Annotated in this window: 26 protein-coding genes; 11 read left to right on the plus strand and 15 right to left on the minus strand. The window is 67.3% G+C overall.

The window, feature by feature from the left end:
- Nucleotides 1–34 precede the first annotated feature (34 nt).
- Nucleotides 35–652, minus strand: a complete 618-nt coding sequence (locus tag WBN46_RS00775; RefSeq protein WP_142125314.1) for a rhomboid family intramembrane serine protease — start codon at nt 650–652, stop codon at nt 35–37.
- Nucleotides 653–661: 9 nt separating this feature from the next.
- Nucleotides 662–2278: an MFS transporter gene (locus WBN46_RS00780; RefSeq protein ID WP_337729897.1), complete on the minus strand. Its 1617-nt coding sequence runs from the start codon at nt 2276–2278 to the stop codon at nt 662–664.
- A gap of 149 nt (nt 2279–2427) precedes the next feature.
- Here WBN46_RS00780 and WBN46_RS00785 point away from each other — a divergent pair, with 149 nt between their 5' ends.
- Nucleotides 2428–4182, plus strand: coding sequence for a M14 family metallopeptidase (locus tag WBN46_RS00785; protein WP_337729898.1), 1755 nt, complete (start codon nt 2428–2430; stop codon nt 4180–4182).
- A 73-nt stretch (nt 4183–4255) separates the two neighbouring features.
- Here the strand turns inward: WBN46_RS00785 and WBN46_RS00790 are convergent, their stop codons facing one another.
- From WBN46_RS00790 to WBN46_RS00800, 3 genes are all read right to left on the minus strand, one after another.
- Complete coding sequence (locus tag WBN46_RS00790) at nt 4256–5008, minus strand: glutathione S-transferase family protein (protein WP_337729899.1); 753 nt, start codon at nt 5006–5008, stop codon at nt 4256–4258.
- Nucleotides 5009–5058: 50 nt separating this feature from the next.
- A complete protein-coding gene (locus tag WBN46_RS00795; protein ID WP_337729900.1) occupies nt 5059–5940 on the minus strand; it encodes a ZIP family metal transporter in 882 nt (293 codons plus the stop codon).
- A gap of 149 nt (nt 5941–6089) precedes the next feature.
- Complete coding sequence (locus WBN46_RS00800; RefSeq protein WP_337729901.1) at nt 6090–6674, minus strand: YdeI/OmpD-associated family protein; 585 nt, start codon at nt 6672–6674, stop codon at nt 6090–6092.
- 174 nt (nt 6675–6848) lie between these two features.
- Here WBN46_RS00800 and WBN46_RS00805 point away from each other — a divergent pair, with 174 nt between their 5' ends.
- The 4 genes from WBN46_RS00805 to dbpA are packed head-to-tail and all read left to right on the plus strand — an operon-like array spanning nt 6849 to nt 10017.
- Nucleotides 6849–7613: a YbaY family lipoprotein gene (locus tag WBN46_RS00805; RefSeq protein ID WP_337729902.1), complete on the plus strand. Its 765-nt coding sequence runs from the start codon at nt 6849–6851 to the stop codon at nt 7611–7613.
- 7 nt (nt 7614–7620) lie between these two features.
- On the plus strand, nt 7621–8169 hold the full coding sequence (locus WBN46_RS00810) for a ribonuclease domain-containing protein (RefSeq protein WP_337729903.1): 549 nt from the start codon (nt 7621–7623) through the stop codon (nt 8167–8169).
- Nucleotides 8166–8600, plus strand: a complete 435-nt coding sequence (locus WBN46_RS00815) for a barstar family protein (protein ID WP_142125307.1) — start codon at nt 8166–8168, stop codon at nt 8598–8600. The genes WBN46_RS00810 and WBN46_RS00815 overlap by 4 nt, the downstream gene beginning before the upstream one ends.
- Before the next feature lie 40 nt (nt 8601–8640).
- On the plus strand, nt 8641–10017 hold the full coding sequence (dbpA, locus tag WBN46_RS00820) for an ATP-dependent RNA helicase DbpA (protein ID WP_337729904.1): 1377 nt from the start codon (nt 8641–8643) through the stop codon (nt 10015–10017).
- Between the two features lie 370 nt (nt 10018–10387).
- Here the strand turns inward: dbpA and WBN46_RS00825 are convergent, their stop codons facing one another.
- Nucleotides 10388–10597 carry a cold-shock protein gene (locus tag WBN46_RS00825; RefSeq protein WP_055942770.1) on the minus strand — a complete coding sequence of 70 codons (210 nt, stop codon included), beginning with the start codon at nt 10595–10597 and terminating at the stop codon, nt 10388–10390.
- 307 nt (nt 10598–10904) lie between these two features.
- Between WBN46_RS00825 and WBN46_RS00830 the strand changes: the two genes are divergently transcribed.
- The 3 genes from WBN46_RS00830 (at nt 10905) to WBN46_RS00840 (ending at nt 14337) form a co-directional block, all read left to right on the plus strand.
- Nucleotides 10905–11462, plus strand: coding sequence for a YaeQ family protein (locus WBN46_RS00830; RefSeq protein WP_337729905.1), 558 nt, complete (start codon nt 10905–10907; stop codon nt 11460–11462).
- 4 nt (nt 11463–11466) lie between these two features.
- Nucleotides 11467–12648, plus strand: a complete 1182-nt coding sequence (locus WBN46_RS00835; protein WP_337729906.1) for an NAD(P)/FAD-dependent oxidoreductase — start codon at nt 11467–11469, stop codon at nt 12646–12648.
- Between the two features lie 69 nt (nt 12649–12717).
- Nucleotides 12718–14337: a carboxylesterase/lipase family protein gene (locus WBN46_RS00840; RefSeq protein ID WP_337729907.1), complete on the plus strand. Its 1620-nt coding sequence runs from the start codon at nt 12718–12720 to the stop codon at nt 14335–14337.
- 106 nt (nt 14338–14443) lie between these two features.
- Here the strand turns inward: WBN46_RS00840 and WBN46_RS00845 are convergent, their stop codons facing one another.
- The 5 genes from WBN46_RS00845 to WBN46_RS00865 form a co-directional block, all read right to left on the minus strand.
- Complete coding sequence (locus tag WBN46_RS00845) at nt 14444–15427, minus strand: LLM class flavin-dependent oxidoreductase (RefSeq protein WP_337729908.1); 984 nt, start codon at nt 15425–15427, stop codon at nt 14444–14446.
- A gap of 84 nt (nt 15428–15511) precedes the next feature.
- Nucleotides 15512–16183 (minus strand): glutathione S-transferase, encoded by a 672-nt coding sequence (locus WBN46_RS00850; RefSeq protein WP_337729909.1) that lies wholly within the window; start codon nt 16181–16183, stop codon nt 15512–15514.
- 186 nt (nt 16184–16369) lie between these two features.
- The gene (locus WBN46_RS00855) at nt 16370–17929 is read right to left on the minus strand and encodes a protein adenylyltransferase SelO family protein (RefSeq protein ID WP_337730852.1); all 1560 of its coding nucleotides are present in this window, start codon (nt 17927–17929) and stop codon (nt 16370–16372) included.
- Between the two features lie 8 nt (nt 17930–17937).
- Nucleotides 17938–18690 carry a sulfurtransferase gene (locus tag WBN46_RS00860; protein ID WP_337729910.1) on the minus strand — a complete coding sequence of 251 codons (753 nt, stop codon included), beginning with the start codon at nt 18688–18690 and terminating at the stop codon, nt 17938–17940.
- A gap of 34 nt (nt 18691–18724) precedes the next feature.
- Nucleotides 18725–19087 carry a DUF6164 family protein gene (locus tag WBN46_RS00865; protein ID WP_337729911.1) on the minus strand — a complete coding sequence of 121 codons (363 nt, stop codon included), beginning with the start codon at nt 19085–19087 and terminating at the stop codon, nt 18725–18727.
- A gap of 84 nt (nt 19088–19171) precedes the next feature.
- On the opposite strand from WBN46_RS00865, the gene WBN46_RS00870 reads away from it, so the two are divergent.
- Nucleotides 19172–19606 (plus strand): FKBP-type peptidyl-prolyl cis-trans isomerase, encoded by a 435-nt coding sequence (locus WBN46_RS00870; RefSeq protein WP_337729912.1) that lies wholly within the window; start codon nt 19172–19174, stop codon nt 19604–19606.
- Between the two features lie 145 nt (nt 19607–19751).
- Here the strand turns inward: WBN46_RS00870 and WBN46_RS00875 are convergent, their stop codons facing one another.
- Complete coding sequence (locus WBN46_RS00875; RefSeq protein ID WP_337729913.1) at nt 19752–21353, minus strand: serine hydrolase; 1602 nt, start codon at nt 21351–21353, stop codon at nt 19752–19754.
- A gap of 94 nt (nt 21354–21447) precedes the next feature.
- Here WBN46_RS00875 and WBN46_RS00880 point away from each other — a divergent pair, with 94 nt between their 5' ends.
- Entirely contained in the window at nt 21448–22710 is a 1263-nt protein-coding gene (locus WBN46_RS00880) for a TIGR03862 family flavoprotein (protein WP_337729914.1), read from the plus strand.
- 176 nt (nt 22711–22886) lie between these two features.
- On the opposite strand, the gene WBN46_RS00885 is transcribed toward WBN46_RS00880, so the two are convergent.
- Genes WBN46_RS00885 through WBN46_RS00895 form a run of 3 tightly spaced genes read right to left on the minus strand, consistent with a single transcriptional unit; the run spans nt 22887 to nt 24067 of the window.
- Nucleotides 22887–23087 carry a hypothetical protein gene (locus WBN46_RS00885; protein ID WP_337729915.1) on the minus strand — a complete coding sequence of 67 codons (201 nt, stop codon included), beginning with the start codon at nt 23085–23087 and terminating at the stop codon, nt 22887–22889.
- A 15-nt stretch (nt 23088–23102) separates the two neighbouring features.
- A complete protein-coding gene (locus WBN46_RS00890; protein WP_192201024.1) occupies nt 23103–23447 on the minus strand; it encodes a RidA family protein in 345 nt (114 codons plus the stop codon).
- A gap of 47 nt (nt 23448–23494) precedes the next feature.
- Nucleotides 23495–24067: a DUF998 domain-containing protein gene (locus tag WBN46_RS00895; protein ID WP_337729916.1), complete on the minus strand. Its 573-nt coding sequence runs from the start codon at nt 24065–24067 to the stop codon at nt 23495–23497.
- 249 nt (nt 24068–24316) lie between these two features.
- Between WBN46_RS00895 and WBN46_RS00900 the strand changes: the two genes are divergently transcribed.
- On the plus strand, nt 24317–25405 hold the full coding sequence (locus WBN46_RS00900) for a diguanylate cyclase (protein ID WP_337729917.1): 1089 nt from the start codon (nt 24317–24319) through the stop codon (nt 25403–25405).
- Nucleotides 25406–25410: the final 5 nt, after the last annotated feature.

Genomic DNA, 25410 nt, shown 5'->3' on the forward strand with positions numbered 1-25410 from the left:
CTTCAGCGCAGGTGAGCGCTACTGCAATGACGGCTTAACCGAAGCTTGGCTGTGACAGTGCTTCCAGGAAATGGCCCAGCACGCGAGGCTCCATCGCCGCGAGGAACAGCACGCCGTAAGCGGCCCCCGCCAGATGCGCGCCGTGGTTGATGTTGTCGCCGCCACGACGGTCCATCCAGATGCTGTAGGCGATGTAGAGCACGGCAAACACGATGGCGGGCATGGGGATGAAGAACACGCCTATCCGCGCCCACGGGTCGATCAGGATGTAGGAGAACAGCACCGCCGATACTGCACCGGACGCACCCAGGCTGCGGTAGTTGGGGTCGTTCTGGTGCTTCAGGTAGGTCGGCAGGATCGACACCACCAGCGCGGAGAAATAGAACGCCACGAAGGTCAGCCGACTGCCGCTGATCTGGGTGATCACCTGTTCCATCAGTCGCCCGAAGAAGAACAGCGTGAACATGTTGAACAGCAGGTGCCAGAAATCCGCGTGGATGAACCCGTAGGTGACCAGCCGGTCGTACTGTCGGTGGCGATGGATCGCGGGCGGCCACAGGATAAGCCGCATCAGCAATGACGGTGTGCGGAATGCGATGAAGCTGACTACGCAGGTCACTGCGATCAGCAGCAGGGTAATGGGTGCGCTCATCCCTCGTCCTTACGCCGCGGTGCGGTAGTTGTCCTGCATGGGATACGTACGCGCGTACAGCGCGAATGCCAATGCCGCCACGAAAGCGAAACCGGCGAAGAAGAACATCAGGAACGCGTTCTCGGTCCAGCCCTGCGTCTGGATCCAGCCGATCACCGCCGGGTCGCGCACGCTGGCGTTGGTCAGCAAGACCCACAACCCGCCGAAGGTGCTCGTCAGGTACCAGAACGCCATGATCACGCCCTTCATGGCCATCGGCGCCTGGCTGTAGGCGAACTCAAGCGCGGTCGCAGATACCAGCACTTCACCGAACGTCAGCAGCAGGTACGGCAGGGTCTGCCAGGCCAGGGACACCTGCTGACCATCGTCCATCTGCAACTGCAGCAGGCCGGCCACGACCCACGACAGCGCGGAGATGGCGATGCCCCATCCCATCCGCCGCAGCGCGGTGACGTTGAAGCCCATCCGGCGCAGCGCCGGATACAGCACGAGGTTGTTGAACGGAATCAGCAGCATGACCATCAGCGGATTCAGCGCCTGCATCTGCGTAGCGTCCTTCACCAGCCGGCTCGGCCACCACCATGCGTCATGCGGGATCACCATATCCTTGCCCTGGATGACCCAGGTCGAGGCCTTCTGATCGAACAGCGACCAGAACGGCGTCACCAGCGCGAAGACGATCAGGATACGGAGCACGGAGCGAACGCCTTCGATGGCGGCATCCGGATGCAGGCCACGGGCGCGCTCCAGTTGCAGCGATGCGCCGAAGCCGACGCCGGCGATGATGGCACCCAACGCCAGACACGCCGTAATGACGAACCCCCACGCCTCCGGCCATGCTGCGACCTCGGCGAACTTCAGCGCCCACAACGCAAGCATCACCACGGCGCCTATCATCCCGATCGCGGCGACCAACGTGCCGATGCCCACCCCTTTGCCCAACAACGCGCTACGCACGATGTTGAGGAACGAATCCGGGTCGGTCCCGCGCGACGGCGGCACGTTGACGTACTTCTTGCGCCCCGCCCAGAAGATCAGCGTGGCGATGAACATCAGGATGCCCGGAATGCCGAACGCCCACGCTGGCCCCCAACTGGCCAGCACCAGCGGCATCAGCAGGGAGGCGAAGAACGAACCGAAGTTGATGATCCAGTAGAAAGCGTCGAAGACAATCTTCGCCTTGCTCTTGTTCGTCTGGTCGAACTGGTCGCCACAGAACGTCACGACCAGCGGCTTGATGCCGCCCGACCCCAGCGCGATCAGGAACAAGCCGGTATAGAAACCGGTGGCGTTGCTCTCGAACAGCGCCAGGCAGGCGTGGCCGGCGCAGTAGATCAGCGAGAACCACAGGACGGTGTTGTACTTGCCGAAGTAGCGGTCCGACAGCCAGCCGCCCAGCAGCGGGAAGAAATACACACCGATGACGAAACTATGGAAGATGTCCTTGGCCGCACCATTGCGCGACGCTTCGTCCGGTAGGTAGGCCAACAGCACCGAACTGATCAGGAACGGCACCAGGATGTTGCGCATCCCGTAGAAGCTGAACCGTTCGCACGCCTCGTTGCCGATGATGTAGGGAATCTGGCGGGGCATGCGGCCCTGGCTGGCTTCTGCGGTCGTGCTCATCCGATCTTCCGGTGAAAAAGTCCCGGAAGGGTACCGTATCCGCCCGCGCAGGGTCGAACCACCCGCGTGCCGGGCACGCGGACAACGGGGACTGGGACTGACCGCGATTGCGCGGCATCATTCGCCCCTGCCCTGTTCAGGATTTTTCCATGCTGCGTCCCCTCTATGCCGTGTTGTTGCTGGTCCTCGCACCAGTGACGCATGCCACGCCTTCCCTCGCTACCGTCTCAGAGCGCTCTGGGTTCGTTGAAACCGGGCGTTACGACGAGGTCATCGCGTTGTGCGACGCGTTTGCGCGCCAGTACCCCAAGGCGGTGCGCTGCCATACCTTCGGCACCTCGCCGGAGGGACGCCCGATGAAGATGCTGGTGGCCTCGACCAGTGGCGCGCTGACGCCGGACCTGGCACGCAAGCACGGACTTCCCGTCGTGCTGGTGCAAGGCGGCATCCATGCCGGCGAGATCGACGGCAAGGACGCCGGTTTCGTGGCGCTGCGCGAGGTGCTCGAAGGCAAGGCAGCGAGCGGTGCGCTGGAGAAGCAGGTGTGGCTGTTCGTGCCGGTGTTCAACGTGGACGGCCACGAGCGCTTCGGCGCATGGAACCGGCCCAACCAGCGCGGCCCGAAAGAGATGGGCTGGCGCACCACCGCGCAGAACTTCAACCTCAACCGCGACTACCTGAAAGCCGACACTCCGGAGATGCGGGCGATGCTGCAGCTCGTACAGCGTTGGGATCCACTGGTCACGGTGGACCTGCACGCGACCAACGGCGCGCAGTTCGAGCACGACATCTCGATCCAGGTGGAGCCCGTGCATGCCGGCGATGCGGGGCTGCGGCAGGCAGGCCTGGCCCTCCGGACGTCGGTGATCGGCGATCTCGCCGCGCAGGGTTCACTGCCCCTCCCCTACTACCCGTCCTTCGTCGTCAGTGACGATCCGACTTCGGGCTTCGAGGACAGCGTGGCACCGCCCCGCTTCTCGCATGGCTACTTCCTGCTCCGCAACCGGATCGCGATGCTGGTCGAAACGCATTCCTGGAAGGAGTACCCGGTACGGGTGAAGATCACCCGCAACACGGTGGTGTCGGTACTCGAACAGGTGGCGGCGCACGGCCGCGACTGGCTCGCAAGTGCACGGGAAGCCGATGCCGCCGCCGCGCAACTCGCCGGCCACCCCGAGCCACTGACCTATGTGGCCGCGCCCGCCGCGCGTACCGTGGATTTTCGCGGATACGCCTACACGCGCACCCGCTCGGACGTCTCCGGCGCACTGATGACACGCTACGACGAGACAACACCGCAGCTCTGGAAGGTGCCGCTGAAGGATGACATCCGACCCGCCCTCGTCGTCGATGCGCCCGGAGCGGGCTACCTGGTGCCCGCCGCGGAAGCGTCCTGGGTTGCCGATGTACTGAAGACGCATGGCGTGGAATATCGCCTCCTGGGCAAGCCCTGGAAGGGTGACGTGGCCGCGTTTCGCGCCACGAAATCCAGCTTCGGCAGCAGCCCGGTGGAAGCCCGCCAGCGCCTGACAGTGGAAGGCGACTGGAGGCAGGAAGCGCGCAGCGTGCCGGCCGGCACGCTGTTCGTGCCCATCGCGCAGGCGAAGTCGCGCCTGGTCATGGCGCTGCTTGAACCGCTGGCGCCCGATTCGTTGCTCGCCTGGGGCCGCTTCAACAATGCGTTCGAGCGCAAGGAGTACATGGAAGACTACGTGGCCGAGAGCGTGGCACGCGAGATGTTGCGCGACCCCGCCGTGAAGGCCGAGTTCGAACGCCGGCTGCGTGAAGACAAAGTCTTTTCCGACGATCCCGCTGCACGGCTCGAATTCTTCTACCGCCGACACCCGTCATGGGACGAACGCTATCGGCTCTATCCGGTATTGCGCGTCGACACCAACCCGTGATGCCCCGATGGGATTGCAGGAGCGGGCCGTCACTCCTTGCACCGCTGCTGCAGAAGTTGCTGACCGGAATCCCTCACCCCAGCCGCATCACGCCATAGCGCGGCGCCGCATTGCCGCAGGTCGTGTCGGTGAGGGGCGCTCCCATCTCCGCAAGTACCGCACGCTGCTCCGGGAGCGGCGTGCGCAGGGTCCGCTCTTCGTAGCCCGCCAGTGCCTGGAACGGCGGCAACGCCCAGGCACGCGCAAGGAAGGCGGCGGTACGCGGCCATCGCTGCGCGTCGACGTGGTACTTCACGAACACCGCATTGCGGAATAAAGCGGCGATGCTGATGTCGGCGATGGAAATGTCACCGAACAGCCAACCGGCGACGGGCATCCGTGCTTCCAGATAGTCCAGCGCAACCGGCAGCTCTTCGTCCCGGGCCCTGCGCACCACGTCTTCGTCGGTGCCTTCGTTGAACAGGAACCGGCGCACGCCTTTCTGGAAGAACATGCGCCAGACGATCACATCACCCAGGTAGGAATCCGCGTATTCCTCCAGCCAGCGTGCCTGTGCCCGCTGCACGGGATCGGCCGGATACAGCGATGGCTGGGGGAACCTGTCCTGCAGGTATTCGCAGATCACCGTGGAGTCGTTGAGCACCAGGTCACCGTCGCGCAGTACGGGGATGCGGCGCAGGGGGCTGATGCGGCTGAACTCCGCGTCCCCCACGAAGGGGGCGATCGGATCGATCCGGTACGGAATGCCTTTCAGCTCCAGACAGACCAGCACCTTGCGCACGTAAGGCGAGATGTAATTGCCGATGATCGTCAACGGTTCGGACATGCCATTCTCCAGCGAGGACAACGGCAGCGTGGGCACGCCGCGCCTTGGGGTCAACCCAATGCCGTGTCCAGCGCCATCATCAGGCAGAAGCCCAGCGCAAGCCCGAACGATGCGATGCCGCCGTGGCCGTGCCGGTTCGACTCGGGGATCACGCTGTGGCCCACGGCGATCAGCATGGCTCCCGCCGCGAACGCCAGCCCCCACGGCAGCAGCACCGACGAAATGCCGACTGCCCACGCGCTGGGAATCGCGGCCAGGGGTTCGGCCACGCCCGACAGCGCGCCCAGGAAGACCGCCTTGCTCCGCGCCATGCCCGCCGTCGCCAGCACAAGGGCAACCACCAGGCCTTCCGGTATGTCCTGCAGGGCGATCCCGATCGCCAGCCCGGCCGCGCCGCTGAGCACGCCGCCGGCCGCCACGCCCACCGCCATGCCTTCCGGGATGTTGTGCAGCACGATGGCCAGCACGAAGAGCATCACCCGCGAGGGTACGAGGCGACGCTGTGCGTCCAGTGGGTCGTCGACCAGGCCACGGTCGAGTGCGAGCAGCGCGCATGCGCCCAGCAGGGTCCCGGCACTCACGAGGCCCGCCGCACCCCAAGGCGAGAAACCCTGCGTTTCCGCCGCCGCCAAGCCCGGCAGCACCAACGAGAACGCCGTGGCCGCCAACATCACACCGGCCCCGAAGCCGAGCAACCCGTCTGCCAGTCGCTGCGGAATCGTCCGCATCACCAGCACCGGCAACGCACCGATCGCCGTGGCAGCGGCGCACAACGCACCGCCGCGCAGCGCGAGTCGCATGCCGCTTTCCTGCCCGGGCGGCGCGAGCCACAGCACCCACAACGACGCACCCACAAGCGCGATGACGGCCGCGATGTAGGGCCAGGCCACCGCGGCACGGGTGTAGGCAAAGGGTCGCAGGACGCGATTCATGCCAGGGGTCTCCGGCGCGCGCAGGGGCGCGCGCAGTGCGATGACGGGGGTTCGGTGGCTTGCGACCGATACTACCCGTCCGCAAACCACATCGTCATCGCAATACTGAATCGCCCCGATGGGCGCGGCCTATGTCGCCCGATGCGGACTCAGCGTGCCCGGTACTTCCAGTGGCGCATCTTGCCTTCCGCCATCCACGCGACCGCCTGCGTCAGTCTTCGCTCACGCGTATCCGTCCGTTTGGCCCCGATGATCCATTCGATGTACTCGTGCCGGGCACTGGGGCTGAAGCCATCGAATGTCGCCTTCGCTTCCGGGTTGCCGGCAAGCGCATCGCGGAGATCCGCCGGCGTGCGCAGCACGGGACGCGCAGCGGCCCTGGTTGAGACGGGCGCCGATGAAGCCGCAGGAGTATCGATCAGCGCCATCGCCTTGCGCACCAGTGCAATCAGTTCCCCCCTGGGCGGCAGATCTTCCAGCGACACCAGTTTGCCCAGGCTCCCCATGCCGTCGCGCGCCTTGCCGTCCGTGACCTGCGTGTGCTGCCAGAAGCCGAACGATGCGTGCCGCTTGAATGCGGCCATGTTGCACAGGATGCGTCCGCCGTACTGGAACGACGGCATGCTCCACTTGATGGTCTCTTCCACCTGCGGACATGCTTCGTGCACCACGCTCCGCAAGCGTTCGAGGACCGGGCGCGCGAACTCGGCAGCCATCGCGATGTAGGCATCCACTCTCGGATCGTGCAACGGCATCCCGGCGGCCTCCGTGTCCCGGCGCGACTGTAGCGCGACGGCCGCGTGGGCGCGAACCGGGACCGCACCACGACCCTTTCCGCGTTGACGAACCATTACACCGGCCACCGCTAAGCTGGCGGCCAGCCACGATCACCCCAAGGAGCGCGCGCGATGTTCCGTCCGCTGTTGACCACCGCCTACCTGCTGACACTCGCTGCCTGCCAGTCGCCGCCCACCGGCAGCGGAGCCCCGGCACAGCCTGTCGCGGCGATCCATGGGCGGGCCATCTATCTCGAACGCATCGCGCCACCGCCAGGCGCGACACTCAGCGTGCAACTCGTGGACAACCAGCTTGCCGATACACCGGCTGCCGTGGTCGCCAGCGCCGACTTCAGCGACCTGAAGGGCCCGCCGTTCGCTTTCACCCTTCCCTATGACCCGGCCAAGGTGCGCCCGAACGGCATGTACGGCCTGCACGCGGGCCTGCGCGACGCGCAGGGCAAGCTCTGGTTCGTCACCGATACGCGCGTCCCTGTGACGCCGGGTGCGTCTGCGCCGGTCGAGTTCAGGATGGTGCGGGCCGGCGGAAAGCCCTCTCCCCCAGCGGCAGGGACACCCTGGGAGCAGGCCAAGGCACGCGGCAGCATTTTCCGCGGGATCGGCACCGAACCCGGCTGGTCCGTAGAGGTCGGTAGTGGCGCGACGCCCCGCCTGAGTGCCGACCTGGATTACGGCGAGCGCAAGGTCGACGTCGCCCGGGCCCGCAAGACGGGAGAGGGTTATGTGGGCAGCACCGCCGATGGCCTGGCCGTGTCGCTGACGACGAAGAAGGAAGTCTGCAGCGACGGCATGAGCGACAACGAGTATCCCGCCTCCGCGACCCTGACGGTGGGTGGCAAGGTCTACCGCGGCTGCGGCCGCTTCCTGACGGAATGATCCACGCATGAGTCGACGTTCCCGCGCCCGCCGGCAGAGCCGGCAGCGTCTCCCCCTGATCGCATTCCTCGCCCTGCTGGTCCTGGGTGCAGGCGCATGGTGGTGGTCACAGCGCGACGATGCCCCCGCGCCGGCTGCCGAAACGCAGGAAGCCACCCATCCTCAGCGCACGAACGCCGAACTCGCGCTTCCGCCGGTGGAACAGACGCGCCCCGACGGACCCGTGGGAGATCCGCCTGCCGCTGCCCTGCCGACGCCGGGTGCGGACCTTCCGGCCTTCCTGCCGGCGGAGGCACGACAGACACTGGCGCTGATACGCAGCGGAGGCCCGTTCCCGCATCGGCAGGACGGCTCAGTCTTCCAGAATCGCGAGGGCCGGCTGCCACGTCAGTCGCGCGGCTATTACCGCGAGTACACGGTCGACACGCCCGGGCTCGACCATCGCGGTACACGCCGCATCGTCACCGGCGGCCAACCACCGCGCGAGTACTACTACACCGACGACCACTACGAGAGCTTCCGCCGGTTCGAGATCGGCAACGGAACCCTGCAATGAGCGAATCCGGTTTCGATCCCGGCCTGGCCGATCCCACGCGCGCGGGCGTCTTCTTCGTGACCGAGGATGATCTCGATCCGCTGGCAGCGGTCGGCCGCGATGCCGGGCTGCTGTCGCGCCGGATAGACCTGTCAGGCTGCGACAGCAAGGGCGCCCTGCTGCTGCGCATCGCCACGGTGCTGGACTTCCCGCAGTCCTCCGGGCGCAACTGGGATGCGCTGTCCGACAGCCTGCGCGACCTGTCGTGGCTGGAGGCGCCCGGCTACGTCCTGCTCTTCGAACAGGCCCACGAACTGCGCGAACGCACCGAGGCCGATTTCGACACCCTGCTCGACATCCTGGACGAAGTCTCGCAGTTCTGGACGTCCAACGAGGTCCCGTTCTGGTCGTTCATCGCGCTGCCCGAGGAAGATTTCCCCGACCTGCAATAGGTTTTCCGGCGGCAACCGCGCCAATCTGCGAAAATGCCGCATGCTCGATTTCACTTCTCTTCCGCTGGCACCCGGCCTGCAGCAGGGTGTCCAGGCGCTGGGTTACGCCCGGCCGACCCCCATCCAGGCCCGCAGCCTGCCCGCCATCCTCGATGGCCGCGATGTCATCGCGCAGGCACCCACCGGCAGCGGCAAGACTGCTGCCTTCGGCCTGGGCCTGTTGCACCGGCTCGATGTCGCCACGGGGCGCACGCAGGCCCTGGTGCTGTGCCCGACCCGCGAACTCGCCGACCAGGTGGCGCAGCAGTTGCGCAAACTGGCCGTGGGCATCCCCAACCTCAAGGTCCTGACGCTGTGTGGCGGCATGCCGCTGGAGCCGCAGCTGCGCTCGCTCGAAGCGCACGACCCGCACGTGGTCGTCGGCACGCCTGGGCGCATCCAGGAACTGTTGCGCAAGAAGGCGCTGCACCTGGGTGGCATCCGCACGCTGGTGCTGGACGAGGCCGACCGCATGCTCGACATGGGCTTCGAGGAGCCGATCCGCGAGATCACCGGCAAGACACCGAAGGATCGCCAGAGCCTGCTGTTCTCGGCCACCTTCACCGACGCCATCCGCGGGATTGCCCGCAACACCCTGCGCGATCCGCTCGAAGTCACGGTGGATGCGCCACAGGAACAGGCGGTCATCGAGCAACGCTTCGTGCGCGTGGATCCGGAACGCAAGCAGACCGCGCTGGCGGGCCTGCTGGCGCAACGCGGCGTGGAGTCGTGCGTGGTGTTCTGCAACATGCGCAAGGACGTGGACGAAGTCGCTGGTTCGTTGCAGCACTTCGGCTTCTCCGCGCTCGCCCTGCACGGCGACATGGAACAGCGGGACCGCGACGAAGTGCTGGTGCGCTTCGCCAACCGCAGCTGCAACGTGCTGGTCGCCAGCGACGTGGCCGCGCGCGGACTGGACATCGAGGACCTCGTGCTGGTGGTCAACTACGACATGCCCAGCGACGCGGATACCTACGTGCACCGCATCGGCCGCACCGGCCGCGCGGGTCGCGATGGCCTGGCGATCAGCCTGTGCACGCCGCGCGAACTGCCGCGCGCCGCCGTGATCGAGGAACGCCTGGGCGCGCCGCTGTTGTGGGACCGCAATGTCCCCACACCCCCGAAGGCCAATACCGCGCCGCCCGCCGCGATGACCACGCTGCGCATCGACGCCGGCAAGACCGACAAGCTGCGCCCCGGCGACGTGCTCGGCGCACTGACCGGCGACGCCGGCCTGTCCGCTTCCGTGATCGGCAAGATCAGTGTCTTCGCCACGCGTACCTACGTGGCCGTCGCGCGCGACAAGGCCGGCGCGGCACTGGCGCGCTTGAATGCCGGCAAGATCAAGGGCCGAAGCTTCCGCGTACGGAAACTCTGAACCGTCGTCCCAGCGAAAGCCGGGACCCATCTTGCTGTTGTCTCCCCTGCCGGGCGGCAAGAACTGTCGTGTTGACGGCCAATGGATTCCAGCGTGCGCTGGAATGACGGCATGAACCCAGCTGGCATGACCGTAGACGTCGTCCCAGCGAACGCTGGGACCCATTTAGCCGTTGCCTTCCCCGCCGAGTTGGCAAGAACTGTCGTGCTGACGGTCAATGGATTCCCGCTTGCGCTGGAATGACGGCAGCGGTTGCGAGTGCGCTCCGCGCTCCGTCTCGCGCACCACGTCATCCTCTGGCCAGCCCACAAACAAAAACGCCGGCGCTTGCGCACCGGCGTTTTCTTGAACCGTAGGGTTCAGCGCTGGATTACAGCGGCTGCACCTGGTCGGCCTGCATGCCCTTCTGGCCCTGCACGGCGACGAAGGAGACCGCCTGGCCTTCCTTCAGCGACTTGAAGCCATTGCCCTGGATCGAGCGGAAGTGCACGAACAGGTCGGGGCCGCTCTGCGGGGTGATGAAGCCGAAGCCCTTGGCGTCGTTGAACCACTTGACGGTACCGGTCTGACGATCAGACATCTTTACTAACTCCTGAAACATGGATGAAAGGACCACAACCCCGGGGAAACCGGGACGGGACTGGGTTTGCAGGCGTTGGTAAAGCGGGAAGATGTAGCAGATGTATCTACCGCATCAGGCTCACGATTCACGGTGACCCTGGCAAGCACAGTGCCGGCACTCTACCGGGGTTTCCGGAGAAAAGCGAATCCTTCCCGCTCGCAAGCTGAACAGGGAGGTCCGAGCGGTCCGGTTGACCGGTTGCCGGCATTCGGGGGGCGCCCCTCCATGCGGCGTATCATGACGCCCCCTTGCCCGAACCCCCACCATGGCCCTCAAGTCCACCGTCGTCAAAGCCGAACTCCAGATCAGCGACATGGACCGTCATTACTACGGTGCCCACGGCCTGACCCTGGCCCAGCACCCGTCGGAGACCGACGAGCGGCTGATGGTGCGCCTGCTCGCCTTCGCGCTGCTGGCCGAGGACCGGCTGGAGTTCGGCAAGGGCCTGAGCAACGAAGAAGAACCCGACCTCTGGCGCAAGGATTACACCGGCCTGATCGAGCAGTGGATCGACCTGGGCCAACCGGACGAATCCCGGATCCGCAAGGCCTGCGGACGTGCCCGCGAGGTCGTCGTGGTCAACTACGGCGGCCGCGCGGCCGACCTCTGGTGGGACAGGAACGCGGCGCTGCTGGCACGTCATCGCAACCTGACCGTGCTCGACATCGCGCCGGAGGCGGTAGATGCCCTCACCGCGCTGATGGTGCGCAGCATGCGGTTCAACGTGATGATCCAGGACGGCGAAATGCAGTGGATGACCGACGATCGCGTGGTCAGCGTCATCCCCGTGGTCCGCCAGACGGGGCTCGCGCGGGCTGCCTGAGCGCATGGCGCCCACTCACGACGTACTGGTGATCGGCGGCGGCGCGGCCGGTCTCATGACCGCACTCACGGCGGGCCAGCGCGGCCTGCGCGTGCTTGTCATCGAACATGCCAACAAGGCCGGCAAGAAGATCCTGATGTCCGGCGGCGGGCGCTGCAACTTCACCAACACCGGCACCACGCCTGCCAACTTCCTGTCGGCCAATCCGCATTTCTGCAAGTCGGCGCTGGCGCGCTACACGCCGGGCGATTTCATCGAAATGGTCCAGCGCCATCGCATTGCCTTCCACGAGAAGGAGCTGGGGCAGCTGTTCTGCGACGTGTCGTCCAAGCTCATCGTGAAGATGCTGGTGGACGAATGCGTCGCCGCAGGCGTACGCATCGAGACGGGCTGCAGCGTGCAGCAGGTCCACCACGACAGCGGCGTGTTCCGCGTCGATACGCCACTGGGCCGTTTTGCCGCACCATCGCTGGTGGTGGCCACCGGCGGCCTGTCGATCCCCAGCATGGGCGCCACCGGCTTCGGCTACGAACTGGCGAAGCAGTTCGGACATGCCCTGCTGCCCACGCGTGCGGGACTGGTGCCGCTGACGCTCAGCGGCAAACACCAGGAGCGGCTGGCTGACCTGAGCGGCGTCGCTCTCCCGGTGGAAGCCCGATGCGGCAAGGCGCGTTTCCGCAACTTCATGCTGCTGACCCACCGCGGTGTCAGCGGTCCGTCGATCCTGCAGATCTCCTCGTACTGGCAGCCGGGCGATGACCTGCGACTGGACCTGCTGCCCGACCACGACGCGCTGGACTGGCTGCAGTCGCAACGGGCGCAGCGGCCGGATGCGGAACTGAAGACCGTGCTGTCGGACGTACTGCCGCGCCGCTTCGCGCAACGCCTGTGCGAGGTCTGGCTGCCGAACCGGCCGATGAGGCAGTTCAACCCGCCCCAGCTGAAGGACGCCGCCGGCCTGCTGGCCAACTGGCCACTGGTCGCCAGCGGCACCGAGGGCTACCGCACCGCCGAGGTGACGCTGGGTGGCGTGGACACCGACGGGGTCTCGAGCAGCACGATGATGTCGAAGCACGTGGCTGGCCTGTTCTTCGTCGGTGAGGTACTCGACGTCACCGGGTGGTTGGGCGGCTACAACTTCCAGTGGGCCTGGGCTTCGGGCCATGCGGCAGGCATGGCGGTCTGACGCACTGCGGCGTTCCTGTCCAGAACGCCTTTGCTAGCCTTTGGAAACCGGTGTCATCACAGGCATTCCATGCGTCCGTTCCGACCCGTTCCCTCCTCGCGCCGCGACTTCCTGCGGCAGCTCACCGCCACCTCCGCGATGGCGGGCCTGCTCGGCCCCGGACTGTTCACCGCGCAGGCGGGCTCGCGGTCTCCGCTTGCCGCCACGCGGAGCGGACGCATTGCCGGGACCGTGGATCGCGGCATCCACGTCTTCCGCGGCGTGCCCTACGGGGCCGACACCGCTACCCGCCGTTTCCAGCGCTCGGTGCGCGAAACCGCCTGGACCGGTGCGCGCGATGCCACCCGCTTCGGCGCATCCGCACCCCAGCGCGGCGATGCTGACGGCCAGTCCGTCAGCGAGGACTGCCTGTTCCTCAACGTCTACACCCCTGCCCTGCGCGATGATGGCAAGCGTCCGATCCTGTTCTACATCCATGGTGGGGGCTACAACAACGGTTCCGGCTCCCACCCGCTGTACGACGGGGTGAGCCTGTGCCGCCGCGGCGATGTGGTCGTGGTGACCGTCAACCACCGGCTCAACGCGTTCGGCTACCTCTACCTGGGCGAGAGCGGCGACGAGCGCCTGCGTGACGCCGGCAACGTGGGCCAGCTCGACCTGATCGACGCCCTGCGCTGGGTGCGCGAACACGCGCACGAGTTCGGCGGCGATGCGGGCAACGTCACCGTGTTCGGCCAGTCCGGGGGTGGCGCCAAGATCGCCACGCTGATGGCGATGCCGGAGGCCGACGGCCTGTTCCACAAGGCGATGACGATGAGCGGCCAGCAGGTCACCGCTGCGGGTCCGCGTGCGGCGGCGCAGCGCACCGCACTGTTCCTCGCCGACCTGGACCTCGGCCTACGCGACACCGATGCGCTGCTGGCGATGCCGATGGCGCGACTGCTGGATGCCACGCGCGTGCGCGACCCGTCGCGCGTGGAGAACGCCGCGCTCTACTTCGGGCCCGTGCTGGACACGTACAACCTGCCCCGTCACCCCTTCTACCCCGATGCGCCGGCGCAGTCGGCGCGCATTCCGATGATCATCGGCAACACGCGCGACGAGACGCGCGCGTTCCTCGGCAACGACGAAGCGAACTTGGCGCTGACCTGGGACCAGTTGCCGCAGAAGCTGCGCGAGCAGCAGTACGTGGACCTGTCGCCGGACGTGGTGATCGCCGAGTACCGCCGGTTGTATCCGGACTACACGCCGTCCGAGGTGTTCTTCGCTGCGACCACCGCGGGCCGTTCCTGGCGCGGCGCCGTCATCGAAGCAGAGGAGCGTGCGAAGCAGGGATCGCCTGCGTGGGTCTACCAGTTGGACTGGCGTTCGCCGGCCGAAGGCGGACGCCTCCGAGCCTTCCACACGCTCGACATCCCGCTGGTGTTCGACAACGTGGCGGCCGAGGGATCGAAGACCGGCGATGATCAACGCGCACGCACGATGGCCTCGCGCATGAGCGAGGCGCTAATCGCCCTCGCCCGCCGTGGCGACCCGAACCACGCGGGCCTTCCGGCGTGGTCGCCCTACACGCTGCCACAGCGGCAGACGATGGTGTTCGACGACAGATCCAGCATGCAGGACGATCCGCGCGGCGGAGAGCGCCGGCTGTACGAGCGCGTGCCGTTTCTCCAACGAGGCACCTCGTAGGGTGGGCCTTGGCCCACCATCGTGTCGCATCTGCTCGCGCGGAGGATGATCGGCGGCTCGACGCACGCCGCCCCCGACCCCGTGCGACGGTGGGCCGAGGCCCACCCTACGATTGCATGACCTCGGCGGCGATCTCGAACGAGCGCAAGCGCTTGTCGTGGTCGAAGATGTTGGCGGTCAGCATCAGCTCGTCGGGGCGATGCCGCTGGATGAAGTCCACGATGCCCTTGCGCACGGTATCGCGGCTGCCGATGACGGCACAGGCCAGCGCCTGTGCCACACCCGCTTTCTCGTGCGGCTCCCAGAACGTTTCGATGTCGTCGATCGGCGGCGGCACCAGGCCGGCGCGCCCGCGACGCAGGTTGACGAAGGCCTGCTGCTGCGTGGTGAACAGGTGTTTCGCCTCGGCATCGGTCTCGGCCGCCACCACGTTCAAGGCGAGCATCGCGTGCGGCTTGGCCTGCCGCTTCGATGGACGGAAGTCGCGGTGGTACACCAGCAGCGCCTGGTCCATGGCATCGGGTGCGAAGTGGGACGCGAACGCATACGGCAGGCCGAGCGCGGCGGAGAGCTGTGCACCGAACAGGCTGGAGCCCAGCAGCCATACCGGCACGTCGAGGCCCGCGCCCGGCACGGCGCGCACCGCCTGGCCCTCCTGTACCGGCTCGAAGTAACGCAGCAGCTCCTGCACGTCCTGCGGGAACTGTTCCGCGCTGTCGAAATAGCGGCGCAGCGCACGCGCCGTCGCCTGGTCGGTGCCCGGTGCACGGCCCAGGCCAAGATCGATGCGGTCCGGATACAGCGATGCCAGCGTGCCGAACTGCTCGGCCACCTGCAGCGGCGAGTGATTCGGCAGCATGATGCCGCCAGCACCCACGCGGATGGTGGATGTCGCGCCGGCCACGTGTCCGATCAGCACCGCCGTTGCAGCGCTGGCGATGCCCGGCATGTTGTGGTGCTCGGCCAGCCAGTAGCGCGTGTAACCCCAGCGCTCGGCATGCTGCGCGAGGTCGCGCATGTGGACGAAAGCCCGGGTTGTATCGCTGCCCTCGCAGACAGGCGCGAGGTCGAGGAGCGAGTAAGGGATCATGGGGACACCGGCAATGACGATGTCATCGTCATGGGGCCGCAGGCGATCCGATTCCACCCTGCGGCATGGGACGCTGCATCCCGCCTAGCCGAGCAGGTCGAACGGCCCGCCCTGCTCCAGCGCACGCTGGTAGGCCGGCCTGGCGTGGATGCGCTGCAGGAATCCGGCCAGGTTCGGACAGGCGTCCAGTCCGGCGCGTACCGCCGCCGCTTCGACCGGGAAGCTCATCTGGATGTCGGCTGCGCTGAACTGGTCACCGGCGAACCACGGCGCCTTGCCCAGTTCGCTTTCCATGTAGCCCAGATGGAGCTTCACCTGCGGTCCGACGAACGTCCGCATCGCCTTGTCGGCGATGCCGCGCGCGATGGGCCGGGCGAAGAACGGCATGGGCGCTTTCTTCAGGCGGGAGAACACCAGGCTGAGCAGCATCGGCGGCATCGCCGAGCCTTCCGCGTAGTGCAGCCAGTATCGGTAGCGCAGATGCTCGGCGGTGCCCGGCGAGGGCGCGAACCGGCGCGCGGTGTCGTAACGCTCCACGAGGTACTCGAGGATCGCGCCGGATTCGGCCAGCACGTGTTCTCCATCCACCACCACGGGCGACTTGCCCAGCGGATGGATCTTCCTCAGCGCCGGCGGCGCGAGCATGGTCTGCGGGTCGCGCTGGTAACGCACCACCGTGTAGTCCAGCCCCAGTTCCTCGAGCAGCCAGAGCACGCGCTGGGAACGGGAGTTGTTGAGATGGTGGACGGTGATCATGGGGAGCTCCGTGGGAGACGGCCATGCTACCGCGATGTCCGCCGTTGTAGGAGCGACGTCAGTCGCGACCGTGCGGCAACAACGCACCGGAACTCTGCTCACCCGAAATTCGGTGCACAACGAGCGAGGTCGAGATCGAACCGTGCGGTCGCGACTGACGTCGCTCCTGCAAGGAAGCGATGCGACTCAGGAACTGCACGACAGCATCGAACAACCCGCGCGGTCGCGTGCCCAGTCGGGGCGACGCCCGGCATAGCGTTCACGACCCGGCTGGTCGTCGTACGGCCGGCGCATGACGTCCAGCAGCGCATGCACGCCGGACAGGTCGCCCGCCTCCGCCGCATCGATGGCCTGCTGCGCCAGGTAGTTGCGCGGCACGTAGCGGGGATTGGCCAGGCGCATCCGTTCACGGCGCGCCGCCGGCGTCAGCGTTTCGTCATCGAGGCGGCGCGCGTACTCGACCAGCCAATGGCGCAACGCCGGCGCGACGGCGTCGCGACGGGCCGGGTCATAGAACGCATCATCGAATGCGGACAGCGATGCATCCGCCGGATCCGCATCCATCAAGGCCCGGAAGAACAGGGTCATGTCGATCTCGCCCTGTGCCAGCAGCTGCTGCAACGTGTCCATCCGGTCGATGTCGTCATCCCGGCAGTCCGCCAACCCCAGCTTGCGTGCGGTGGTGTCGCGGTGCGCGCGTGCATGGGCATCGGCGAACCGCTGCAGGCCGGCCTGCAAGGGCTCCACGCCATCGAACAGCGGCGACAGCGCCTGCGCGAAGCGGCTCAGGTTCCATCCCGCCACCTGCGGTTGCCAACCGAAGCGATAGCGACGGCCGTGGGCATCGGTGGTGTTGGGCGTCCAGTCCGGGTCGTAGGCGTCGATCCAGCCATAGGGGCCGTAATCGATCGTCAACCCGAGCACCGACATGTTGTCGGTGTTCATCACGCCATGGACGAAGCCCACCCGCATCCAGTGCGCCACCATCACCGCGGTGCGCTCGCAGACCTCTGCAAACCAGGCCGCGTGCAGCGCTTCGCCTTCGCCGGACAGGTGCGGGAAATCGCGACGGATGGTGAAGTCCACCAGCGCGCGCAGCAGGCCGGTGTCGCCACGCGATGCGGGCAACTGGTAATGACCGAAGCGGAGGAACGAGGGCGCCACCCGGCAGACCACCGCACCGGCCTCAGGCTTCGGATGACCGTCGTAGAACATGTCGCGCACCACCTGCTCGCCCGTGCCTACCAGGCTGAGGGCGCGTGTCGTGGGCACGCCCAGGTGATGCATCGCTTCGCTGCACAGGAATTCGCGGATCGACGACCGCAGGACGGCGCGACCGTCGGCGGTACGCGAATAGGGCGTGGGCCCTGCGCCTTTCAGCTGCAGTTCCCAGCGCTCGCCGGCCGCGTTGACCACCTCGCCCAGCGTGATCGCGCGACCGTCACCCAACTGGCCCGCCCAGTTGCCGAACTGGTGCCCACCGTAGTTGCCCGCATAGGGCTGCATGCCCGGCAGCACGGCATTGCCGCCGAAGACCTGGGCGAATGCGGGGGATGCCACGTCGCGCTCGTCCAGCCCCAGCAGCGCAGCAACCTCGGTCGCGTACGCCAGCACCTGCGGCTCGGCGACCGGCGTCGGGTCGATGGCCGACCAGAGAGCGCCGCGGACTTCGCGGCGGCGCGTGCCCTGCTCGGGATCGCCAGGCAGTTCCCGGATGAAGCGGTTGTCGAAGTGCAGTGCCTGCAGGCCGGCGCTCACGCCACGCCCACCGTCTCATCGTCCACCAGCGGGCTCAGGTCCGGGCGCAGGGCGACGCGCTCATCGAAGACGAAGCACGCACCGTCATAGCCGAAGCCCCCGACCTGCTCGAAGTAGCCCAGGATGCCGTCGTCCAGCTGCAGCACGTTCTCCATGCCATCGGCCTGCATCCACAGCGCGGCCTTCTCGCAACGGATGCCACCGGTGCAGAAGCTGACCACGGTGGCGTCCTTCAGCGCACCGCGATGCGGTTCCAGCGCCGCGGGCAGGTCGGTGAACTTGTCGATCGGCAGCGTCAGCGCGCCGCTGAACGTGCCGTATGCGATTTCCTGCTGGTTGCGGGTATCCAGCATCACCACGCGGCGGCCGGCATCGTCATGACCCTGCTCCAGCCAGCGGGCGAGCGTCCGGGATTCGACGACGGGCGCGCGCACGTCTTCCGGTGTGGTGCCGGGGCGGCGGAAGCTGATGATCTCCGGTTTCACCTTGACCTTGAGGCGCGCGAACGGCACCCGGCGACTGGTGCTGTACTTCACCCGCAGGCCAGCGAAGCGCTGGTCCGCGCGCAGCGGCGCCAGGAAGGACTCGATCGCGTCTGCGCCACCGGCCAGGAACAGGTTCATGCCCTCGCCCGCCACCAGCACCGAACCCCGCAGCGAGAGCGCCTCGGCGCGCGCGCGCAGCGTCGAGGCGAATGCCTCGGGAGCGTCGATGGGCGTGAAATGGTAGGCCGCAATGTTGGTGATCATGCGCTGATTTTACCGGCCGCGGGCGGCTCGCGCCTCAGAGCAGCATCCAGGGCAGCGCGAGGGTCAGCGCGATGATCGCGACCATCGCCGCCAATACTCCGACCACGTACAGGGGCCGCGCGCGCAGCTGGCCCGCAAACGTCTCCGCACGCCCTTCGCGCTCGGCCGCCGTGCGGTCCTCGCGTGCCTGCGTCCGGCGCCGGGCCTGGTAGTCCGCCATCAGGACCTTGGCCCGCGCCAGCTGGTCGACATCTTCGATCCACAGTCCGCCAGCGGAAATTCCCCACGGACTGGGTTGCGTCTCATAGAAGTCGATCGCGTTCGCCCGCAGCAGGTCGCGCACATCGTCGGCCTCGTCGCCGGGCACGTTGCGCAGATTCAGGAAGAGTTTCGCCATGCTGCCAGTGTAACCGCTGCGATCCAGGCCACCGGGCAGCCGGATGCGTTACCCTGCGCGCCTTTCGCCCCATGGATGAACCCCATGCGTTCCCTGCTGCTCGCCGTTTCGCTGCTCCTGCTCGCTGCCTGCAACGCTCCCGTCCCGCCGCCAAGCGGCAGCGTCGCCGAACTGGAACGCATCGACACCCGCGCCGGTACCGGTGCCGTGGCGACCAGCGGCAGTGATGTCACCGTGCACTACACCGGCTGGCTGTACGACGAGAACGCCCCGCAGCAGCGCGGCTTGAAGTTCGACAGCTCCGTGGACCGCGGCCAGCCCTTCACCTTCCTGCTCGGTGCCGGCCAGGTCATCCGCGGCTGGGACGAGGGCGTGGCCGGCATGAAGACCGGGGGCAAGCGCACGCTGCGGATCCCCGCCGACCTCGGCTACGGCAGCAATGGTGCCGGTGGCGTGATTCCACCCGGCGCATCGCTGGTATTCGACGTGGAATTGCTGGAAGTGAAGCCGCACCAGTGAGGGGTGCGCTTCCCCTGTAGGAGCGACGCGAGTCGCGACCGCACGGCTTGAAAATCATGGCGTGTCATCCCCGCGCGAACCCGCAGGATTCCGTGCGCGGCGTACTCGCGGTCGCGACTCACGTCGCTCCTACGGAAAGCACGGACTACTCCACCGGCGCCAGCCGCAGGTCGTGGAAATCGAAGCTGAAATCCGTCAGCGGTGAAATCGCCTCCATACGCGCCTCCCGGATGGAGCCATCCGGTTCCAGCGAGAACGTCAGGAAGGCGTCGGCGTTGAGCCAGCGCTCGCGCCAGCGCACGACGAACGTATCGTGCTGCCAGGGCTGCAGATCGCCGACCAGCTCCTGCGTGCGGCTGAAGCGCAGCACCAACCCGCCGCCTTCCTGCGCCACCACGACATCGCCATACCAGGGGTCGCGCAGTGTGCCGGCATATTCCGCGATCGGCAGCGAAGGCCTGGAGCCCGCATCGCGCGCCGCCTGCAGCTTCTGCCAGTGCTCATCGGCATTGCCCTTCGCCTGCGCGACCTGTGCCTGGTAGGCCGCGAGCCAGTCGGTGCCGGTGTTGGCCAGGTAGGCATCCAGCACCTTCAGCGTGACGGCATTGAATGCCGCACCGATCTCCTGGTTGGTCAGCACCACGATGCCCAGTTTCTGCTCCGGCACCAGCGTCACCCGCGAAACCATGCCGGGCCATCCACCGGTATGCCAAACCAGCTTGCGGCCCTGGAAGTCGGACACCATCCAGCCTTCACCGTAACCGAGGAAATTGGGCTTCGCCGCCTTCAATGCTTCGATCTTCGGTTCGGTGATCGGGATCGGCGTGACCGGCGACCACATCGATTTCTGGCGCTCGGGCTTGAAAAGCGCTTGCTCGCGGCCTTTCGCGTCGCGATAGGTTCCGCCGGCCAGCTGCGCGTTCATCCACTTCGCCATGTCGTTCACGCTGGAATAGAGGCCGCCCGCCCCGGCGACGTTGCGCCATGTCATCCGCGGTGCCGGTTGCAGGGTGGTGAAGTCGGCCTTGGCATGGCCCGTGGCGACGTTGTCGCCCGGCCGCAACGCATCGCTGTTGTAGCGCGTCTCGCGCATGCCCAACGGCTGCAGGATGCGTGCACGCAGGAACTGGTCATATGACTGCCCGCTGGCCTGCTCGATGACCAGTTGCGCCACGCCGTACAGGATGTTGTCGTACGCGTAGCGCTCGCGGAAGCCGCCGCTCAGCGGCACGTCGCGCAGGCGCTCGGCGACTTCACGGTTGCTGTAGGTCGTGGTGGGCCAGAACAGCAGGTCCCCCGCGCCCAACCCCAGTCCGCTGCGGTGGACCAGCAGGTCGCGGATGCGCATCTCGCGGGTGACGTAGGGGTCCGCCATGCGGAACCATGGCAGGTGGTCGATGACACGGTCCTCCAGCTTCAGCTTGCCCTCGTCGGCCAGCATGGACAGCGAAGCCGCCGTGAACGCCTTGGTATTGGAGGCGATGGCGAACATGGTGTGCGCGTCGACCTTGCCGGCCTTGCCGATCTCGCGCTCGCCCCACCCCTTCGCCAGCACCACCTCGCCATCCTTCACCACGGCCACCGCGATACCCGGGACATCGAAGGTCTGGCGTACGGATTCGACGTAGGCGTCCAGGTCCTGCAGCGCGGGCGGCGGCGTGGCGTCCTTGGCGACAGCGCTGGTGGCGAACAGGCCGAGCAGGCAGAGTGCGCGGCCCGTAGCCGCCATCAGGTTCGAACGCATCATGTGATCCATGTCCGGAGTCCCGCGCGACGATACCGCAGGCAGCGCATGCGATGTGCCTGCCGGAAGCGTCGTGCCGGCGCGGCATACTATGCGGATGCCCGCACCAAGCTCCGATGACACGCTCTCCACCCCCACCGTCGCCGTCATCGGTGGCGGGCCCGCCGGGCTGATGGCCGCCGAAACCCTGCGAGCCGCTGGCCTGCAGGTGGACCTGTACGACGCCAAGGGTTCGGTGGGGCGCAAGTTCCTGATCGCCGGCAAGGGCGGCATGAACCTGACCCATTCCGATCCGCGCGACGTCTTCGTTACGCGCTACGGCGAGCGGCAGCACGACGTAGCCGCATGGCTGCGGGGCTTCGACGCGGATGCCCTGCGCGGCTGGGCGCGCGGACTGGGCGTGGAGACATTCGTCGGCACGTCGGGCCGCGTGTTTCCGTCAGACCTCAAGGCAGCGCCGCTGCTGCGCGGCTGGGTGCGGCGGTTGCGCGAACAGGGTGTGCGTTTCCATGTGCACCACCGATGGTCGGGATGGACCGGCGAAGGCGCCCTCCGCTTCGCGACCCCCGACGGCGAGATCCTCGTATCTCCCGACGCCAGCGTGCTGGCGATGGGCGGCGGAAGCTGGCCGGAACTGGGTTCGGACGGCGCCTGGGTCGATGCACTGCAAACAAAGGGCATCACCATCGCCCCCTTGCAACCTTCCAACTGCGGTTTCGACATCGCGTGGAGCGAACATCTGGCGTCACGATTTGCTGGCGAACCCCTCAAGCCGGTCATCGCGCATTGGCAGGAGGCCGATGGCAGCACCCGCCAGCGACAGGGCGAGTGCGTCATCACCGCCACCGGCATCGAAGGAAGCCTGGTCTACGCGCTGTCGCCGATGCTGCGGGATGCCATCGCGCGGGACGGCAGCGCCACGCTGGTGCTGGACCTGCTGCCAGGACGCGATGAGCGTGAACTGGCGCAACGGCTGGCCAAGCCGCGCGGCTCACGCAGCCTGAGCGAACACCTCCGCCGCGAGGCCGGCGTGACGGGCGTGCGCGCGGCGTTGCTGTACGAGGTGCTGGACAAGACAGCGCTGGCCGACCCCGCCAGGATCGCGCGCACGCTGAAACGTTTTCCGTTCCGGCTGTTGCGTCCCCGCCCCATCGCCGAAGCCATCAGCAGTGCCGGCGGCGTGCCCCTGGAGGCAATGGACGAGCGCCTGATGCTGCGCGGAGTACCGGGCGTGTTTGCTGCCGGCGAGATGCTGGACTGGGAAGCACCCACCGGTGGCTATCTGCTGACAGCGTGCTTCGCCAGCGGTCGCCATGCCGCGCACGGCGTGGTCGACTGGCTGGCGCAGCGCAACGCCTGAGTGGTCGTCCGCAGGGGCTGCGGCGCGCACCCCGGGAAGTGCGTGCCGCAGCGGCTGCGGAACGTGCGCGCACGATACGCGAGCCATTGTTGAGGTCCGGTTAGCGTTTCGAAGCAGTTTTATTACAGACATTTACGGCCGGATGTGCATCCTCGCTCTCACGCCGTGTACCGGGCTCACTCCGCCTCGTCACGCGGTCCTTCCGCCATCGCCCTTTCGCGCTTCGCCTTCGCGGCCACGTACATGTTGTCCACCAGGTTCGGGTAGCGCCGGCCTGCCGCCAATGCACGTGCCCTGGCTTCCTGCACCTGGTCGGGCGTGAGTTTCTGGCCGCCGTCGCGACGCTTCGGCGCCGGACGATGCCAGGGACCGGGCATGCGCGTCGCCATCGTTCAGACCGCGGCGGTGACCACGATCTCGATCAGCCAGCCCACGCGTGCGAGATGCGCCTGCACGGTCGCGCGCGGCGGCGCGTTGCCTTCCGGCACCCAACTGTCCCAGACGCGGTTCATGCCCTCGAAGTCCTGCAGGTCCTTCAGGAAGATCTCTGCGCGCAGGATCTTCGACTTGTCCGTGCCCGCGCGCGCCAGCAGGGCATCGATCTCGTCGAGCACCTGCTGCGTCTGTCCGGCGATACCCTGCGTCGCATCCTCCGCGATCTGGCCGGCGAGGTACACCACGCCGTTGTGGATGGCCATCTCGGACAAGCGCGTACCCACGTCGAACCGCTGGATCATGATGCTTTTCTCCCTGTTGGAAGCCGCAGCTTAGCGCCGGGCTTGCGTCATCGCACCCGGCTCGTTCGCCAGAGCCATGTTGCGGCGAGCAGCATGGCGGTGACGATCAGCGCGATCAGCAGTTTCTGCACCCAACCCTGCCCGGCCGGCGCCCACAGGGCATGCAGCCACAGCAATGCATGGCAGCCGAGGGACCATCCGGCCGCGAGGGGGAAGTACGGCTGCCAGGCCGCGTCGAGCCGGAATCGCCACGCCTGCAGCACCATGCCGCTGGTGACGCAAAGGAATGCGGTGATCGCGCAGGTGTGGTGGAACCAGCGATGGAAGTCGGGCGCGACGGACGGCAGCCACGAGTCCCCGATCGCCACGCCCGCCAGCGCGACGGCGCCCGTGCAGAGCAGCAGGAGCGGCGCCGCACTGCGCGCATGTGCCGACAACTGCCGGTAGATGCCGATCGCCAGCACCGTGATGGCAATGGCCAGCACGCAGTAGGCAACGCGCAGCAGCAATCCGCCGGGGCCCAGCAGGTACTGGCTCAAGGTGGCCTGCTGCCAAGCGAGATCGGCCCGGAGAAACTGCAGCGCGGCGCCCACCATCAGGAACAGCGACGCACCTGCCATCGCGGCGAGCGCCGCGATGCGAGCGCGTAGGCGCGGGTCCGGGGAAACGGGACGGCATGGGGAGTCGGGCATCGAGGCGCGCAGCGGAAACCGGCCCCGATTATCCGGCACCACCTCAAGATTTCCCGGCCGGGGCCGCTGTCGTTGGCAGGGCTGCGTGACGTGCCCAGCGTCACGGTTTGGCCTACACTCCGCCTGCCCCCGGCGCACCGGGGATGGCCGTCACGAGCAAGGGGACTCCACGCGCCAATGCCGTTCACCGCACCGCTTCCCGGCGCCGATCCGGCGCGCCAGAGCCAGCGATTGCCTCGCCGGATCTACCGGCTTCGCATGCTGGGGATGGGTCTGGCTGCGCTGCCGGTGGGAACCGTCCTGCTCGAGGGCAACGCCGGCCTGGGTACGTGGGCGTGGCTGGTCTTCACGGCGGTACTGTGGCCGCAACTCGCGCTATGGCTGTCGCTGCGCCACCCCAAGCCTTATCGGGGCGAGATCCGCAACCTGCTGTTCGATTCGGTGCTCGCCGGCATGTGGGTGCCGTTGATGGCGTTCAACCTGCTGCCCAGCGTGCTGCTGGTGACACTGGCCACGGTCGACAAGATCAGCACCGGCATCGATCGGCTCTGGTACTGGTCGCTACCGTTGATGCTGGCCGGCGCGTTGATGGCCGGGTTGGTGACGGGGTTCGAATTGCGTCCCGTCACCAGCATGCCGGTGATGCTGGCGTGCCTGCCGATGCTGCTCATCCATTCCATCGCCGTCAGCCAGGCCAGCTACCACCTGGTCCGCAAGGTCAAGCGGCAGAACCGCCTGCTGGACGAACTGAGCCGGCGCGACACGTTGACCGCCCTGCACAGCCGTCGGCATTGGCAGGAGCAGGCCACGTTGCTGCTGGACCAGTGCGCCGCGACGGGCGAACCGGCCACGCTGATGATGATCGACATCGATCACTTCAAGGCGATCAACGACCGTCACGGCCACACGGTGGGCGACGACGTGCTGCGCGCGACCGCCGACGTGATCCGCCACAGCATCCGCGCGCAGGACTGCGCGGGCCGGTTGGGTGGCGACGAGTTCGCCGTGCTGTTGCGCGGGACCGATCTGGTGGCGGCGGAGATCGTCGCCCAGCGCATCCGGGCTGGCGTCGAAGCCTTGCGGGTCCAGTCAGCGCCCGACCTGCGGCACACGGTGAGCCTGGGGTTGGCGAAGGCGGACGCTGCGGCAGGCGGCTTGCGGGCCTGGCTGGAAACGGCCGACCGGGCGCTCTATCGGGCGAAGAGCAGTGGGCGCAACCAGCTGGCCATCCACGAAGGACCGCAGCCAGCCCTCGCCACACGCTGAGCCAG

Origin of the sequence: Pseudoxanthomonas sp. CCNWLW251, from assembly GCF_037402255.1 — a bacterium.
GTDB lineage: Bacteria > Pseudomonadota > Gammaproteobacteria > Xanthomonadales > Xanthomonadaceae > Pseudoxanthomonas_A.

Bases quoted from the DNA above. Each gene is read 5' to 3' on its own strand.
- WBN46_RS00775 (WP_142125314.1), bottom strand. From the start codon at position 652: ATGAGCGCACCCATTACCCTGCTGCTGATCGCAGTGACCTGCGTAGTC.
- WBN46_RS00780 (WP_337729897.1), bottom strand. From the start codon at position 2,278: ATGAGCACGACCGCAGAAGCCAGCCAGGGCCGCATGCCCCGCCAGATT.
- WBN46_RS00785 (WP_337729898.1), top strand. From the start codon at position 2,428: ATGCTGCGTCCCCTCTATGCCGTGTTGTTGCTGGTCCTCGCACCAGTG.
- WBN46_RS00790 (WP_337729899.1), bottom strand. From the start codon at position 5,008: ATGTCCGAACCGTTGACGATCATCGGCAATTACATCTCGCCTTACGTG.
- WBN46_RS00795 (WP_337729900.1), bottom strand. From the start codon at position 5,940: ATGAATCGCGTCCTGCGACCCTTTGCCTACACCCGTGCCGCGGTGGCC.
- WBN46_RS00805 (WP_337729902.1), top strand. From the start codon at position 6,849: ATGTTCCGTCCGCTGTTGACCACCGCCTACCTGCTGACACTCGCTGCC.
- WBN46_RS00810 (WP_337729903.1), top strand. From the start codon at position 7,621: ATGAGTCGACGTTCCCGCGCCCGCCGGCAGAGCCGGCAGCGTCTCCCC.
- WBN46_RS00815 (WP_142125307.1), top strand. From the start codon at position 8,166: ATGAGCGAATCCGGTTTCGATCCCGGCCTGGCCGATCCCACGCGCGCG.
- dbpA (WP_337729904.1), top strand. From the start codon at position 8,641: ATGCTCGATTTCACTTCTCTTCCGCTGGCACCCGGCCTGCAGCAGGGT.
- WBN46_RS00825 (WP_055942770.1), bottom strand. From the start codon at position 10,597: ATGTCTGATCGTCAGACCGGTACCGTCAAGTGGTTCAACGACGCCAAG.
- WBN46_RS00830 (WP_337729905.1), top strand. From the start codon at position 10,905: ATGGCCCTCAAGTCCACCGTCGTCAAAGCCGAACTCCAGATCAGCGAC.
- WBN46_RS00835 (WP_337729906.1), top strand. From the start codon at position 11,467: ATGGCGCCCACTCACGACGTACTGGTGATCGGCGGCGGCGCGGCCGGT.
- WBN46_RS00840 (WP_337729907.1), top strand. From the start codon at position 12,718: ATGCGTCCGTTCCGACCCGTTCCCTCCTCGCGCCGCGACTTCCTGCGG.
- WBN46_RS00845 (WP_337729908.1), bottom strand. From the start codon at position 15,427: ATGATCCCTTACTCGCTCCTCGACCTCGCGCCTGTCTGCGAGGGCAGC.
- WBN46_RS00850 (WP_337729909.1), bottom strand. From the start codon at position 16,183: ATGATCACCGTCCACCATCTCAACAACTCCCGTTCCCAGCGCGTGCTC.
- WBN46_RS00860 (WP_337729910.1), bottom strand. From the start codon at position 18,690: ATGATCACCAACATTGCGGCCTACCATTTCACGCCCATCGACGCTCCC.
- WBN46_RS00865 (WP_337729911.1), bottom strand. From the start codon at position 19,087: ATGGCGAAACTCTTCCTGAATCTGCGCAACGTGCCCGGCGACGAGGCC.
- WBN46_RS00870 (WP_337729912.1), top strand. From the start codon at position 19,172: ATGCGTTCCCTGCTGCTCGCCGTTTCGCTGCTCCTGCTCGCTGCCTGC.
- WBN46_RS00875 (WP_337729913.1), bottom strand. From the start codon at position 21,353: ATGATGCGTTCGAACCTGATGGCGGCTACGGGCCGCGCACTCTGCCTG.
- WBN46_RS00880 (WP_337729914.1), top strand. From the start codon at position 21,448: ATGCCCGCACCAAGCTCCGATGACACGCTCTCCACCCCCACCGTCGCC.
- WBN46_RS00885 (WP_337729915.1), bottom strand. From the start codon at position 23,087: ATGCCCGGTCCCTGGCATCGTCCGGCGCCGAAGCGTCGCGACGGCGGC.
- WBN46_RS00890 (WP_192201024.1), bottom strand. From the start codon at position 23,447: ATGATCCAGCGGTTCGACGTGGGTACGCGCTTGTCCGAGATGGCCATC.
- WBN46_RS00895 (WP_337729916.1), bottom strand. From the start codon at position 24,067: ATGGCAGGTGCGTCGCTGTTCCTGATGGTGGGCGCCGCGCTGCAGTTT.
- WBN46_RS00900 (WP_337729917.1), top strand. From the start codon at position 24,317: ATGCCGTTCACCGCACCGCTTCCCGGCGCCGATCCGGCGCGCCAGAGC.